Here is a 13,125-nt window from a genome sequence, read left to right as displayed (position 1 = left end):
ATCCCTATTAGGGAAAGACGCCGCTCTGGACGTTGAGTAGTTCTGGAGGAGTTCCTCTAAGGGTAGTAGAGCTGACATCGGTGATCGCTGAACCTTGTGAGCAAGCCATAATGCGCTCGAATACCCGGCGGGCTAGCATCGGTGGAACAGCATTTCCCACCTGCTGCTGCCTATGCCCGATGGAGCCGCAGAACACGTATTCGTCCGGAAATGATTGGAGCCTCGCCGCCTCACGGACGGAAAGCCCTCTATCTTCCCGGGGGTGGATTAGCATGTTCTTGCGAAAGTTGCCAATGACGACGGATGGCTCGTCCTCACGCAGCCTCCGGTATATGCCGCTGTGATATCGTCGGCGGTCGTCGTGGCCATCACGCATCATGCCGGGCACATTGCGCCAATTGCCGCCCTGGGGGATGTACGAGTATCGGGCGACAATATGATCTGCATTGCAGGATACTAAGTGGCCGCTACATGCCTCTAATTGTCCGCGCAGGCTCGCAGCGTAGGCGGATTGAGGCGGACCTGAGTAGGGAAGCACATCAACTGAAGCCCCATTCATTAGGCTGGGCAGGTCACCTATTGCTTCGAGTAAGGTAGGCGTTGCATCTAAGGCGGGGATCGGAAAATCGGGAGGCCTGCGGCCAAGTGCGCCTACGACAAAATACCTCGTCCGCCGCTGCGGGCAGCCATATTCTGCGGCATTGAGAAGCGCATCGCAGACCTCATACCCAAGCTTATGCAACGACTCTTGAAACGCCTCTGAGAAGAAACCAGCTTCTGTCTGCAAAATTCCTGCAACATTTTCGAAGACAACCCACTCTGGCCGCATGAAGCTAACGAGACGAACAAACTCCATATAAAGGGAGTTCTTTAGGTTCGCTGCATTGCGCGTCCGTTGGTTTGATGTTGAGAAGCCCTGACACGGAGGGCCACCAAATATAATAAGATCCTCAGATCTTTTGCCAACGTCAATATTTTCCAATGTTCTTAAGTCGGCTTCTATTAGCGATATAGACGGATGGTTGGATCTATAAGTTTTGCAGGCGGCCGCATTCATCTCTACTGCCGCCTTGACCTTGACACCAGCAAGTGTCGCGCCAAGCGTCATACCGCCCGAACCGGAAAAAAGGTCGATTCCAATCAACTGACACAACGCTCGGTAGGCTTGTTCACGGAAATGCTGATACCCTGTATCAAGCTACCATGCGATACGCTACCCACTCACGATGTGAATCGCGTGAAAATCCTAAAACGCGCCCTCGAATAAAAAACTACGATCTACTCAGGCAGTCAGCCCTTTCCTCGTCTGCATACATAAGTCGGCATTGTGAAGCTGCCTACCAACCAATCACCTTCATAGCTTGGTGAGAGCCAGGTGAAACTCGTTGATATGGCATAGAATCACCAAGGGGCTGATTACCGAACCAAACACTTGGCTTCCGATTGGCTTCCTAAACCTGAATCCCCGGAAGCCACTAGCACCTGCATTCCCGGCTAAGTGCTTGATTTTAAATGGTCGGAGCGAGAGGATTCGAACCTCCGACCCCTAGTCCCCCAGACTAGTGCGCTAACCGGGCTGCGCTACGCTCCGACGCCCCTTGAGGGCGAGCGGGGTATTAGCGCCGCGCTCGGCTCCGCGCAAGCCCCTTCTCCGCGCGAGCCCCTTCCGGGCCCGGCGGTCGATCGGCGCGCCTAGTCGGTCACGATCACCCGGTTCGGCAGCTCGTCGGTGTCGCCGGGGCGCGGGGGGGCGGCCTCGGCCAGGATCGCGCCCGTGGCCTCCACCGCCCGCACCAGCCCGTCCGCCAGGGCGTCGCGGCGCAGGGCCGCCACGAGGTCGTCGAGCACGGGGCGCCAGCAATCCGGCGCGGTGCCGACCCCGGTGTCGGTCACCACGTCGGCATAGCGCTCGGCCAGGGCGACGTAGATCAGCACGCCGGTGCGGCCGCGGGTGCGGGCGAGGCCCCGGGCCCGGAACTCGTGCCGGGCGGCGGCGCGGGCGCGGGCGCGGCGCAGGGGACGGGGCAGGGCGCGGGGCAGGCGGGCGAGCACCGGTTCCGCCGCGAGGCTCAAGAGCAGCGCCAGGGCCGCGACGAGCTGGACCAGGAAGATCCGCGTGGCGGAGAGCCCGGTGAGGAGGATCAGCGGCCAGGGCACCAGGAGGGCGCCGGCCAGCGCCAGCGCCGGGGGCAGGCTGCGATAGGCCCCCGAGCGGGCCGCCACCATCACGACGATCTCGCCCGCCGTGCCGCGCTCGGCCGCCTTGATCGCCGCCGCGATGCGGGCGCGCTCCGCCTCGCCCAAGGGCCCCGGCATTCCCCGTTCCGGCATCACCAATCCCCCGAGGCGCCGCCGCCCCCCGACGAGCCGCCCCCGCCCGAGAAGCCGCCGCCGTCGCCGAACCCGCCGCCCATCCCCCCGCTGCTCATGCCGCCCCCGAAGCCACCGCCCGAGGGGCCCGGCACGACGATCCAGTTCCCGCCCGGGCGGCGGTGCGGCCGGCCGGGACCGCCGCGGCCTCCGGCGAGGAGCCGCATCAGCACGAAGCCGATCACCGCGAGCAGGATCACCACCAGGACCGGATCGAGGCCGCTTCCCGAATCCTCGCGCACCTCGGCCTTGCGCTGCCACTCGGCGGCATCGCCGGAGAGGATGCCGAGGATGCCGTCGATTCCGGCCCGGATGCCGCCGGGAAAGTCGCCGGCCTTGAACTTCGGCGCCACCGCGCTCGCGATGATCACCTTGGACAGCGCGTCGGTGAGCGCGCCCTCGAGGCCGTAGCCGACCTCGATGCGCACCTTGCGCTCGGCGGGCGCCACGAGGAGCAGCACGCCGTTGTTGCGCGCCCTGGTGCCGAGGCCCCAGGCGCGAAACAGCCGGTTGGCGAAATCCTCGACCGAGGTGCCCTGGAGCGAGGGCACGGTGGCGACGACGACCTGGTCGGTCGTCCGGTCCTCGTGCGCCTTCAGCCGGGCGGAGAGCGCCGCCGCCTCCTCCGGCGCCAGCAGGCCGGCGCCGTCGACCACCCGGCCGGTGAGCGGCGGCAGGTCGAGGGCGGTCGCCGCCCCGGCCCAGAGCACCAGGAGGAGGGCGAGGAGGCCGGCGCCCGGGAACCTGCGCATCGGGTGGGGCCTGCGCATGGAGTGGGACCTGCGCACGGGGCCGGTCCCTAGAACTTCACGTTCGGCGGGCGGCTGGCGTCGGGGGTGGCGGTGAAGGCCTCCATGGGCTTGGCCTCCGGGTAGAGGGTGGAGGCGATCCAGCGGCCCGGGATGGTGCGGATCTCGGTGTTGTAGGCCTGCACCGCCTGGATGTAGTCGCGCCGCGCCACCGCGATGCGGTTCTCGGTGCCCTCGAGCTGCGATTGCAGGGCGAGGAAGTTGGCGTTCGACTTCAGGTCGGGATAGCGCTCGACGGTGACGAGAAGCCGGCCCAGCGCCCCGGAGAGCTGGTTCTGGGCGTCCTGGAACTCGCGGAACTTCTGCGGGTCGCTCACCGTCGCGGCGTCGACCTTCACCGAGGTCGCCTTGGCGCGGGCCTCGGTCACCTGCACCAGGACGTCCTTCTCCTGCTGGGCGTAGCCCTTCACCGTCTCGACGAGGTTGGGGATCAGGTCGGCGCGGCGCTGGTACTGGTTCTGCACCTCGCCCCAGCGCGACTTGGCGGCCTCCTCCAGGGTCGGCACCCGGTTGACCGCGTCGCAGGCCGAGAGGGTGGTGGCGAGGGTGAGCGCCAGGACGGCGAGCCGCAGGCGGCCGAGGAGAGGGGCGGTCATGGCGGGCGGCGGGCTCCTTCGGGGGGCGCCTCACGGCGCCGCGAGCGTTGCCGTGTCGCAGATAGGCGGCGTTCCGCCGCGGACCAGCGGGGCCCGGAGACGGAAAACGGCCCCGGAGGCGGGCGCCCGGGGCCGTCGAGCCTGCACGGGAGCCTTGATACGGTTTTCGGAAGATCCCTTCCGGCAATCGTATCACGAGCCCGCGCGGTGGAGCCTTCGGCTCCACGCGCCCGAGCGAAGCCGATTTCCGCGTCGCGAAGCGATCAGCCGGAAATCGCGTGAGCCGTCAGGCCGCCCGGATCGCCGCCAGGAACCGGTCGACCTGGCCCTTCACGGTCATCGACTGGGCCGAGAGGCTGCGGGCGGCGTCGAGCACCTGGCCGGCGGCGTGGCCGGTCTCGCGCGCCGAGGCCGTCACCTCGCCGATCGTGCCCGAGACGTCCTGCGTGCCGCGGGCGGCCTCGCCGATGGTGCGGGAGATCTCGTTCGTGGTCGCGGTCTGCTCGGTCACGGTGGCGGCGATCACGCCGGAGATCTCGTCGACCGACACGATGGTCTCGCCGATCTGCCGGATCGCCCCGGAGGCGTGCCCGGCGGCGGCCTGGATCCGGGCGATCTGGCCGGCGATGGCGTCGGTCGCCCGCGTCGTCTGGCCGGCGAGCTCCTTGACCTCGGCGGCGACGACCGCGAAGCCGCGCCCCGCCTCGCCGGCCCGCGCCGCCTCGATGGTGGCGTTGAGCGCGAGCAGGTTGGTCTGGCCGGCGATGGCCGAGATCATGGTCACGGCGGTGCCGATCTCGTCGGCGGCGCGGGCGAGGTCGCCCATCGCGGCGCCGGTCGCCTCGGCCTCGCGCCGGGCGAGGCCCGCGACCTCGTTCGAGCGCAGCACCTGGCGCTCGACCTCCTGGAGCGAGGCCGCCAGCTCCTCGGCGGCGACCGCCACGGTCTGCACGTTGGCGGCGGTCTCCTCGGAGGCCGCCCCCACCGCGACGGCGCGCCGGTTGGTGCCCTCGGCCACCCCGGTCATCGCGTGGGCGGTGGCGTCGAGCTGGCCGGCGGCGGCCGCGACGACGTCGAGGGAGGCGAGGATGTCGGCCTCGAAGCCGCGCACCAGGCCGTCGACGGCGGCCACGCGCCGGTCGCGGTCCGACTGGTCGGCGAGCGCCCTCGCCTCCATCTCCCGGCGCGCCGCCGCGTTGGCGCGGAACACGTCGACGGCTTTGGCCATGTCGCCCATCTCGTCGACGGCGTCGCGGGAGGGCACGTCGACCGCGAGGTCGCCTTGCGCCAGCCGGGTCATGGCCCCGGTCATGCCGCGGATCGGCCGGAGGATGCCGCGGGCGATGAGCAGCGCGAGGCCGGCGCCGAGGGCCACCACCGCGGCGATGAGCCCGACCAGCAGGGCCTGCGCGGCGCCCGCCGCCGCGGTGGTCGAGGCGCTGATCCCCTCGACGGCGGCCTCGATCGAGGCCCGGGCGGCGTTGCCGGCCGTCTCGATCGCCGCGAAGGTCGGCTGGAAGCCCTGGTCGTAGAGCGCGGCGCTGCCGGCGAGCGCCGTCGCGGTCGCCTCGAAATGCTCCCTGTAGGCGCCGAGCGCCTGGCGCACCGCCGCGACCGGCTTGGCGAAGGCGCCGAGCACGTCCTGGTCGGCGAGCGCCTTCAGGGCGGCCTCGGCGGCGCGGACGTTGGTCCCGAAGGTCGCCGGCCCGCCGGCATCCATCGTCGCGAGGAAGCGCCAGTTGGCGATCCGCACCAGCAGCGTCGCGCTCTCGACCGCCGCGGCGCGGCCGATATCGCCGCTGGTGCCGTTCGCCCGCACCTCGGCGACGAGGGCGCCGGAGGCCTTGGTGAGGGCGTCGCCGCCGGAGAACAGCTTGGCCTTGCTGTCGCGGATCAGGGCGCCGAACGTGCCCAGGCGCGCCGTGTCGGCCTTGAGGCTGCGCGCGCTCGCCAGGATGGCGACGTACTGGGCCTTGCGCTCCGGGGCGATGGCCGTGCGCTCGAGCTCGGCGCTGGTCTCCTCGATGCGGGCGAGGCTCCGGCCCATCGCCTCGAGGCTCTGCGGGTCCTGCGTGAAGCGGTAGGTCAGCGCCTGGCCGGCGAGCTGGTGGGTGAGCCCGTTGACCGAGAACACCCGGAGCGCGACGCGCTCCAGCTTCGCCCGCTGCTCGTAGCGCGCCATGGTGCCGCTGCCGCTGCTCAGCGCGTAGGCCCCCAGTCCCGCCGAGAGGGCCACCAGAACCCCGAACCCGCCGTAGAGGCGCGTGCGAATACCCGTCTTCACAGAGAGTTCTCCTCGATCCTCTCCGAGCGCTAACGGCACACCCTTGCGGGATGGTTAAGGATTGCTGACTTCAGCCGTGCGAACTCTCTCCGGCCGGGGATCCGGTCCGGCGAAGTCTGACCCATGGTGAGACTTCGCCGGGATGAGGCGCGGCGAAAGGCGGGCGCGGGTGTCGCGGTTTGGCGCGGCGGCGCTCCGGCGCTATGCCCCGGCGACGGCCGCTGCGGGCCGATTCGGGACCGGCATGGCGAAGCGAGCGGCCAAGATCGACATCGCCAAGATCGAGACCGCCAAGGCGAAGGCGGCCAGGATGACCCTGGCGGAGAGGCTTCCGGCGATCGCGGCGGCGGGGAGCGGGCCCGGGGACAGGCCGCCCTCGGCCGCCTCCCTGTGGCGGGAGGCGCGCAACGCCGCCGCCCGGGCGCGGCTGGAGAAGTCCCTGCCGGCGGTCTTCCCGGCCCCGGTGCTGCGCCACGCCCTGACGCGGCCCCTGGTGCCGCCGACGCCGCGGCTCGCCGTCGAGAGCTACTGGCGCCACCACATCCTGCGGGCCGACCGGCTGGCGCGGGCGCTCGCCGCGGAAGCGGGCGGGCCCGAGGGCTGGAGCTGGCGCCTCGGCACGGCCGGCGAGAACCTCTCGGAGACGGGCCTGCCGTTCAGCTTCCGGATGCCGCCGGCGCCGTTCCGCGAGGCGCCGCACGCCCTGGGGAAGGGGCATTGCTGCGTCTGCGGCCGGCCGGTCTACCGCTTCGGCTGGCACCGCGACCTGTGGGGGGCGGGCGCGCCCAACCGCAACGCCTCGTGGCACGCCGCCTGCGTCGCGGCCTGGAAGTTCTGGATCGCGCCCGCCGACCACGTGAAGGCGCTGAAGCGCCGCCAGGGCCACCGCTGCGCCCAGTCGGGCAAGCGCCTCTTGCGGACGGCCGAGGTCGACCACCGGGTGCCGCTCTACCGGATCTGGCGCGAGGAGCGGGCGCGGCCCTGGCACGAGCTCCTCGGCTACTGGGGCGTGCCGAACCTCCAGGTGATCAACCGGGCGAGCCACGCCGACAAATGCGCGGCGGAAGCCGGCGAGCGGGCGAGCGCGCGGCGGCTCTCCGCGCCGGCGACCGGCGACCCGGCCGCCGACGCGGAGTAGGGGGGCTCAGCGCGGGACGATGTGCAGCCCGTCATCCGGCAAGAGGTTGCGGGCGGGGCCGCCGGTCTGCTGGCCGCCGCCCTGCTGGTAGGCCGGCAGCTCGGGGCGGCGGTCGTTGTCGCCGCCGGTGTCGTACACCCAGGGCGCGGACCACGGCGCGCGGCCGCCGACGGTGCCGGTGGCGTCGATGTCGCGCGGGAGGGAGCGGTAGGAGGGGCCGGGCTGGGCCGAGGCGGCCAGGGGAGCCAGGACGGTGGTCGCCAGCAGGGCGGCCGGGATCAGGAGGGTCCGGAGGGCGCGCATCGGCTTCCTTTCGAGGAGTAGGGACCGCGGGGAGCGGTCATGCTTGCCGGGACAACGGCCAGGCTGGGCCTGCCGTTCCGGCACGACCCCGGGCCGGCAGCGTGGTGGGGAGCAGCCTTGCGGCCGGGGGGTTCAAGGCTTCGTGGCCGGTGCCGCGGCCTTCAGCCCCGCCGCGCCGTCGCGGCAGCCTTGGCGTAGCGCTTGAGCACCCGCTCGCGCTTGAGGCGCGACAATCGCTCGATCCAGAACACGCCGTCGAGCTGGTCGATCTCGTGCTGCAGGCAGGCGGCGGCAAAGCCCTCCTCCTCGGCCTCGTGCGCCGCGCCGTCGAGGTCGCAAAAGCGCACCCGCACCCGGGCCGGGCGCTCGACCTCCTCGTCGACGCCCGGCATCGAGACGCTGCCCTCGCGGTGGCGGGCGGTCTCGGGCGAGGCGAAGACCAGTTCAGGGTTGACGTAGACCCGCGGCGCGAGGTCGAGCGCCGCCCGGATGATCGTCAGCCGCACCGGCGCGCCGACATGCGGGCCGGTGAGGCCGAGCGCCGAGACGGACAGGAGCGTGTCGAGGAGGTCGCCGGCGAAGGCCCGCAGGGCCTCGTCGAAACTGGTGACCGGGGGCGCGGGCAGGCGCAGGCGCGGGTCCGGGTAGAGCACCAGGGGGCGGGCGGGCATCGGGCTCGCTCAGCGGGTGTGGAACGAGGCCGGCCACAGGCCGGCCCGCTCGATGCCGACGACCAGCACCACCACGGCCAGCGCCACCGCGAGCACGAGGAGCAGGTTGCGGCCCGGCACGCCCCGGGCGATCAGCACGAGCACCAGCAGCAGGGAGATGACCGAGACGACGACGTCCATGGGATGTCCTTGTGGCGGTGCGGAACGTGACGCCGCGCGTCGGGGCTGCGCCAGGGATCCCGGCGCGGGAGCCGTCCGTCAAGCCCGCACCCGCGGCCGTCGTTCCCGGGGGCGGGCCGGAGCGTCCGGTGCCTGACCAAACCGTAATCTTCGCGCCACGGGCCGGTCAGGGCCGCCGGCCATAATGGCCCCATCGACCGGCCGCGGACGCGGCCCTCGCCAGACGGAGCCCAGAGAGACCCCGATGCCCCAGACCACCGAGACTTCTCGCTTCCACCGCAAGGCCCTCGCTTCCGTGGCGGCCGTCACCCTGATGGCCACCGGGGCGCTGGGCACCGCCTTCCTGCCGCCGAGCACCCCGGCCTACGCCCAGGCCCTGCCGCAGACCCCGATCACCACGGCCGAGCACCCGCCGGGCAGCTTCGCGCCGATCGTCAACCGGGTGAAGCCGGGCGTCGTCTCGGTGAAGGTGAAGCTGAAGGACGACGCCTCGGACGACGAGGACGGCGGCGGCCAGCAGAACCTGCAGAACGTGCCGCCGCAGCTGCGCGAGTTCTTCCGCCGCTTCGGCGAGGGCGGCCCCGGCGGGGGCATGGGCGGGGGCATGCAGCGCCCGCAGCGCCACGGCGGCGGCGCGGCGCAGGGGTCGGGCTTCTTCATCTCGGGCGACGGCTACGTGGTGACCAACAACCACGTGGTGAACAACGCCAAGTCGGTCGAGGTCACCCTCGACGACGGCCGCACCCTGCCGGCCAAGATCATCGGCACCGACCCGAAGACCGACCTCGCGCTCCTCAAGGTCACCGACGGCGCGCCGTTCCCCTACGTGAAGCTCGCCCACGGCGCGCCGCAGGTCGGCGACTGGGTGGTGGCGATCGGCAACCCGTTCGGCCTCGGCGGCACCGTCACCGCCGGCATCGTCTCGGCCCGCGGCCGCGACATCGGCGCCGGTCCCTACGACGATTTCCTGCAGATCGACGCGCCGATCAACAAGGGCAATTCGGGCGGGCCGACCTTCAACGTCTCGGGCGAGGTGGTGGGCGTCAACACCGCGATCGCCTCGCCGTCGGGCGGCAACGTGGGCCTCGCCTTCGCGATCCCCTCCGAGACCGTGCAGGCGGTGGTTGACCAGCTGCGCGCCGACGGCAAGGTCGCCCGCGGCTATCTCGGCCTCCAGATCCAGCCGGTGACGAAGGACATCGCCGACAGCCTCGGCCTCGACAAGGCCAAGGGGGCGCTCGTGAACAGCGCCCAGGACGGCACCCCCGCCGCCAAGGCGGGGCTGAAGTCCGGCGACGTGGTCCAGGCGGTCAACGGCGAGCCGGTGAGCGATGCCCGCGAATTGTCCCGCCGGATCGCCTCGCTGAAGCCCGGCACCAAGGTGGACCTCGCCTACGTCCGCGGGAACAAGACCGAGACCGCCCAGGTGACCCTCGGCACGCTGCCGAACGACACCAAGGTGGCGAGCGCCAACGACAATGGCGGGCGCCGCGGCGACAGCCAGCCGCGGCTGGGCCTGAGCCTCGCCCCGGCGGGTCAGGTCGGCGCCGGCCAGGAGGGCGTCGCGGTGGTGGCCGTCGATCCCGACGGTCCGGCGGCGGCGAAGGGCATCCAGGAGGGCGACGTCATCCTCGACGTCGGCGGCCAGCCGGTCTCGAGCCTGTCCGACGTCGCCACCCGCATCCGCGCTGCGGAGACCGACGGCCGCAAGGCGGTGCTGATGCGGATCAAGAACGACAAGGGCACCCGCTTCGTGGCGATCGGCCTGCAGACGAAGAACGGCTGACCACCCGGAGACGGGACGAGGCGCCGGCCCCGCGAGGGGCCGGCGTTCTCGCGCGTATCTCGGCTCCGTCGAGAGAAGGACCCCGGGGATGTCGGAGCCGGTGAGTCACAGCCTCGCGCCGTGGCATCGACGTGTCGATGCCACGGCGTCCGGCGCATCAGCGCCGGCGCCTGTTCGGGCTTAGCCAGCGCCTTCGAATGGATCCGTTCGAAGGCGCGGCGGTATCACGCCCGGCACAGCCGGGCGAGCCGGCGGCCCGACACCCGGCCGCGGGCCGTCCCGTCGGTGTGCACCGCCTCGCCGGCGAGCGCGATCTGGGTCGGGTTCTCGATCAGGGTGTAGCGGGTGCGACCGACCGGCAGGCCGAACTGCACCGCCCAGAGCCGCAGGGCGGCGCAGAAGTCGCGCAGGGTCCCGGGACCGAAGCGCGAGGGATCGAGCACCGGCGCGACCGCGGCGGCGCCGTAGGGCAGGGCGCGGAAGCCCGCGAGGAGGCCGGACCGCCCGTCCGCGAGCCCGAAGGCGGCGCTCGCCTCGACGCCGAGCGCGCCGGCGCGGTCGGGGGGCAGGCTCGTCAGGGCGAGGCGCAGCGGCTGCTCGGTCACCACCACCACGGCGCGGTCGGGCGCCCCGGCGAGGTCGATCGCGAGCGGCCGGTAGCCGGTGCCCGGGTCCCGCGGCGCGGTGAAGACGAGGCCGATCAGGTCGAGGGCGGCGGCCGAGCCCGAGACCCGGTCGGGATGGGCGGTCCAGCCGATCAGCCGCTCGCGCTGGGCGGCGCGCTCGGCCGAGACGTCGGGGATCTGGATGTCGGGATCCGGCAGCGCGCCCCGCAGCGGCGCCGGGGCGTCGGCGGCCGCGCAGACGGGGCAGGGCCGCTCGGGCGCCGGCGGCCAGGATTCGGATCTGGTCTCGGATCTGGCCTCGGGCCTTGGCGCGGACGTCGCCTCGGCCGGCGATCGGTCCGGCAGGCGGGAGGGCGGCGCCTGGACCGTCTCGCTCGCCGGACGCGGGCGCAGCCAGCCGATGCGCGGATCGAGCGCCGCGATCACGGCGAACGGGATCGCGACGGCCGCGAGCGCCGCCAGGCCGAGCCCCCATCGCCCGCTTCCGTCTCGCACGCTCCACCGCCCCGCTGCGCGCAACCCCCGGCGCGATCGGGCCAGTATGCACCCGTTCCGGCGGAAAATGCGTCCGTGACAAAGACTTAGACAAAAAACCTGGGGATGGCCGCTCCCGCCCCTTGCCGTCTGCCGCTGCGGCACCGGACCGACGCGCCCGGTCGGCCGGGACGGGTGCCCGGCCCGCCCGGATGCCGTATGCTGGCGCCATGACGATCGCCCCGACGATGCCCGCGCCCGACCCCACCGACGGCCTCGCGCGCCGGCTCAGGCTCGAGCGCGAGGCGCGGGGCTGGTCGCTCGGCGACCTCTCGGCCCGCTCCGGCGTGTCGAAGGCGATGATCAGCAAGGTCGAGCGCGCGGAGGCGAGCCCGACCGCCGCCCTGCTCGGCCGGCTCTCGGGGGCCTTCGGGCTCTCCCTCTCGACCCTGCTGGCGCGGGCGGAGGGCGAGGCGGGCCAGGTCCGGCGTGAAGCCGCGCAGCCGGTCTGGATCGATCCGGCGACGGGCTACCGCCGCCGCCAGGTCTCGCCGCACCTCGCCGAGACCCCCCTCGACCTGACGGAGGTGGAACTGCCGGCCGGGGCCGAGATCGCCTATCCGGCGGCCTCCTACGCCTTCATCCGGCAGATGGTCTGGATGCTCGACGGCACCCTGACCTTCCGGGAGGGCGAGGCCACCCACGTGCTCGAGGCCGGCGACTGCCTGGCGCTCGGCGCGCCCGCCGATTGCAGCTTCGCCAACCGGAGCGAGCGTCCCTGCCGCTACCTCGTCGCCGTGGTGCGGCAGCGCTGAAAGCTCGGGCAGCGCTGAAAGCTCGGGCAGCGCTGAAAGCTCGGGCAGCGAACCCGGGGCGGCGCCGAGAGCGGGGTCGCGCGATCAGGCCGCGCGCCGGGCGAGGAAGGTCCGGGCCTCGGCCCCGCCGCGCAGGAAGCCGTAGACGAGCACCGGCCAGCAGAACAGCAGCACCGCCAGCGGCGCCGACATCTGCCAGCCGACGATCGCCCCGACGATGCCCGCCGCCGAGCCGACGAAGCGGAAGTAGAACACCGGCACCGCGACCACGAGGGCGACGAGCACCGGCACGCCCAGCACCGCCGTCAGCCCGGCCTGCACCGCCAGGAGGTTGGTCACGCCCATGGCCAGGAACACCAGGAAGGCGGCAATCTGCATCATCGGGCTTCGCTCTTCGCCTCACGACTCACCGTAGGCGCCATAGAGACGCGAGGAGCATGGCTTTTTGTGGGGCGTCCGCCACGAGATCCCCGCCTCCCGATCCCCGCCTGTTGCACCGCCCCGTCTCCGGTCGGGCCTGGGTACCGAGGGTTGCGCCCGCGCCACACTCGCGTCGCACGCACCCTCATCTAACCGTCATGTCCCTCCCCAGTCGCGGCGAGGTGGACCAGGTTATCCACAGCGCGGGCGACCACAGATCCGCGGATGCAACAATGCAGGGGGCATGATGGACGCGCGGGCGCTGCTCACCCAAGTCCAATCCAACATCGGGGCGACGTGCGACCGGGCGGTACGGCAGGCTTCATTGATCGACACCCGCGAGCGCGACGGGTTGCCGACCGATCGCGAGCGGAACGTCCTGCGCGGGATCCGCGTGTCCCTCGGCCTCGAGTACCATCACGAGGAGATGCTGCTCGCGAGCCTGGCCGGCGAGGCCGGGGACGATCACCCTCCCGCGCCCTCCCGCCGCCTCTGCCACCGCGGCGCCGGGGAGGATTGTCCGCTGCCGGTCCGCTGCTGCGCGACCCTGGCGGCCGCGATCACCCCGTGGACCCACGCGGCGCGGGCCCACGCCCCGGCGACCGGGCCGCGCTGATTCGCGAGGCCCCCCGGCATCGCGGCGCGCGGCTCCC

The 13,125-nt window shown here is 72.1% G+C and carries 14 protein-coding genes and 1 tRNA gene; 4 read left to right on the top strand and 11 right to left on the bottom strand.

Going from position 1 to position 13,125, the window contains the following annotated elements; genetic code table 11:
* Positions 1-7: 7 nt before the first annotated feature.
* The 6 genes from DK419_RS25815 to DK419_RS25790 all read right to left on the bottom strand — a co-directional run bounded on the left by DK419_RS25815 (position 8) and on the right by DK419_RS25790 (position 6,059).
* A complete protein-coding gene (locus DK419_RS25815; protein WP_109961614.1) occupies positions 8-1,144 on the bottom strand; it encodes a DNA cytosine methyltransferase in 1,137 nt (378 codons plus the stop codon).
* A 369-nt stretch (positions 1,145-1,513) separates the two neighbouring features.
* Positions 1,514-1,591, bottom strand: a tRNA-Pro gene (locus DK419_RS25810).
* 101 nt (positions 1,592-1,692) lie between these two features.
* Positions 1,693-2,316, bottom strand: a complete 624-nt coding sequence (locus DK419_RS25805) for a TPM domain-containing protein (RefSeq protein ID WP_109961613.1) — start codon at positions 2,314-2,316, stop codon at positions 1,693-1,695.
* Positions 2,317-2,330: 14 nt separating this feature from the next.
* On the bottom strand, positions 2,331-3,122 hold the full coding sequence (locus DK419_RS25800) for a TPM domain-containing protein (protein WP_245442719.1): 792 nt from the start codon (positions 3,120-3,122) through the stop codon (positions 2,331-2,333).
* Positions 3,123-3,169: 47 nt separating this feature from the next.
* On the bottom strand, positions 3,170-3,775 hold the full coding sequence (locus tag DK419_RS25795) for a LemA family protein (RefSeq protein WP_109961611.1): 606 nt from the start codon (positions 3,773-3,775) through the stop codon (positions 3,170-3,172).
* A 286-nt stretch (positions 3,776-4,061) separates the two neighbouring features.
* Positions 4,062-6,059, bottom strand: a complete 1,998-nt coding sequence (locus DK419_RS25790; protein WP_109961610.1) for a methyl-accepting chemotaxis protein — start codon at positions 6,057-6,059, stop codon at positions 4,062-4,064.
* A 244-nt stretch (positions 6,060-6,303) separates the two neighbouring features.
* On the opposite strand from DK419_RS25790, the gene DK419_RS25785 reads away from it, so the two are divergent.
* Entirely contained in the window at positions 6,304-7,197 is an 894-nt protein-coding gene (locus tag DK419_RS25785; RefSeq protein WP_245442718.1) for a hypothetical protein, read from the top strand.
* A 6-nt stretch (positions 7,198-7,203) separates the two neighbouring features.
* Here the strand turns inward: DK419_RS25785 and DK419_RS25780 are convergent, their stop codons facing one another.
* The 3 genes from DK419_RS25780 to DK419_RS29100 all read right to left on the bottom strand — a co-directional run bounded on the left by DK419_RS25780 (position 7,204) and on the right by DK419_RS29100 (position 8,351).
* Positions 7,204-7,500 carry a hypothetical protein gene (locus DK419_RS25780; protein WP_109961609.1) on the bottom strand — a complete coding sequence of 99 codons (297 nt, stop codon included), beginning with the start codon at positions 7,498-7,500 and terminating at the stop codon, positions 7,204-7,206.
* 161 nt (positions 7,501-7,661) lie between these two features.
* On the bottom strand, positions 7,662-8,171 hold the full coding sequence (locus DK419_RS25775; RefSeq protein ID WP_109961608.1) for a peptide deformylase: 510 nt from the start codon (positions 8,169-8,171) through the stop codon (positions 7,662-7,664).
* A gap of 9 nt (positions 8,172-8,180) precedes the next feature.
* Complete coding sequence (locus DK419_RS29100) at positions 8,181-8,351, bottom strand: hypothetical protein (RefSeq protein WP_167450849.1); 171 nt, start codon at positions 8,349-8,351, stop codon at positions 8,181-8,183.
* A 244-nt stretch (positions 8,352-8,595) separates the two neighbouring features.
* On the opposite strand from DK419_RS29100, the gene DK419_RS25770 reads away from it, so the two are divergent.
* Positions 8,596-10,137: a Do family serine endopeptidase gene (locus DK419_RS25770; protein WP_109961607.1), complete on the top strand. Its 1,542-nt coding sequence runs from the start codon at positions 8,596-8,598 to the stop codon at positions 10,135-10,137.
* A gap of 224 nt (positions 10,138-10,361) precedes the next feature.
* Here DK419_RS25770 and DK419_RS25765 read toward each other — a convergent pair whose 3' ends face one another.
* Positions 10,362-11,258 carry a hypothetical protein gene (locus DK419_RS25765; protein ID WP_109961606.1) on the bottom strand — a complete coding sequence of 299 codons (897 nt, stop codon included), beginning with the start codon at positions 11,256-11,258 and terminating at the stop codon, positions 10,362-10,364.
* Positions 11,259-11,485: 227 nt separating this feature from the next.
* Between DK419_RS25765 and DK419_RS25760 the strand changes: the two genes are divergently transcribed.
* Positions 11,486-12,052 (top strand): helix-turn-helix domain-containing protein, encoded by a 567-nt coding sequence (locus DK419_RS25760; RefSeq protein ID WP_109962504.1) that lies wholly within the window; start codon positions 11,486-11,488, stop codon positions 12,050-12,052.
* Positions 12,053-12,136: 84 nt separating this feature from the next.
* Here DK419_RS25760 and DK419_RS25755 read toward each other — a convergent pair whose 3' ends face one another.
* Positions 12,137-12,433 carry a hypothetical protein gene (locus DK419_RS25755; RefSeq protein WP_109961605.1) on the bottom strand — a complete coding sequence of 99 codons (297 nt, stop codon included), beginning with the start codon at positions 12,431-12,433 and terminating at the stop codon, positions 12,137-12,139.
* A 283-nt stretch (positions 12,434-12,716) separates the two neighbouring features.
* Here DK419_RS25755 and DK419_RS25750 point away from each other — a divergent pair, with 283 nt between their 5' ends.
* Positions 12,717-13,088, top strand: a complete 372-nt coding sequence (locus DK419_RS25750) for a hypothetical protein (RefSeq protein WP_109961604.1) — start codon at positions 12,717-12,719, stop codon at positions 13,086-13,088.
* Positions 13,089-13,125 lie beyond the last annotated feature (37 nt).

The organism is Methylobacterium terrae (assembly GCF_003173755.1).
Lineage (GTDB): Bacteria > Pseudomonadota > Alphaproteobacteria > Rhizobiales > Beijerinckiaceae > Methylobacterium > Methylobacterium terrae.
This window is presented reverse-complemented; position numbering and strand designations above follow the sequence as displayed.

What these genes read in the sequence shown, in the direction of transcription:
- DK419_RS25785 (WP_245442718.1), top strand. Translation starts at nt 6,304, where the DNA reads ATGGCGAAGCGAGCGGCCAAGATCGACATCGCCAAGATCGAGACCGCC.
- DK419_RS25805 (WP_109961613.1), bottom strand. Translation starts at nt 2,316, where the DNA reads ATGCCGGGGCCCTTGGGCGAGGCGGAGCGCGCCCGCATCGCGGCGGCG.
- DK419_RS25760 (WP_109962504.1), top strand. Translation starts at nt 11,486, where the DNA reads ATGCCCGCGCCCGACCCCACCGACGGCCTCGCGCGCCGGCTCAGGCTC.
- DK419_RS29100 (WP_167450849.1), bottom strand. Translation starts at nt 8,351, where the DNA reads ATGGACGTCGTCGTCTCGGTCATCTCCCTGCTGCTGGTGCTCGTGCTG.
- DK419_RS25770 (WP_109961607.1), top strand. Translation starts at nt 8,596, where the DNA reads ATGCCCCAGACCACCGAGACTTCTCGCTTCCACCGCAAGGCCCTCGCT.
- DK419_RS25750 (WP_109961604.1), top strand. Translation starts at nt 12,717, where the DNA reads ATGATGGACGCGCGGGCGCTGCTCACCCAAGTCCAATCCAACATCGGG.
- DK419_RS25780 (WP_109961609.1), bottom strand. Translation starts at nt 7,500, where the DNA reads ATGCGCGCCCTCCGGACCCTCCTGATCCCGGCCGCCCTGCTGGCGACC.
- DK419_RS25775 (WP_109961608.1), bottom strand. Translation starts at nt 8,171, where the DNA reads ATGCCCGCCCGCCCCCTGGTGCTCTACCCGGACCCGCGCCTGCGCCTG.
- DK419_RS25795 (WP_109961611.1), bottom strand. Translation starts at nt 3,775, where the DNA reads ATGACCGCCCCTCTCCTCGGCCGCCTGCGGCTCGCCGTCCTGGCGCTC.
- DK419_RS25800 (WP_245442719.1), bottom strand. Translation starts at nt 3,122, where the DNA reads ATGCGCAGGTTCCCGGGCGCCGGCCTCCTCGCCCTCCTCCTGGTGCTC.
- DK419_RS25755 (WP_109961605.1), bottom strand. Translation starts at nt 12,433, where the DNA reads ATGATGCAGATTGCCGCCTTCCTGGTGTTCCTGGCCATGGGCGTGACC.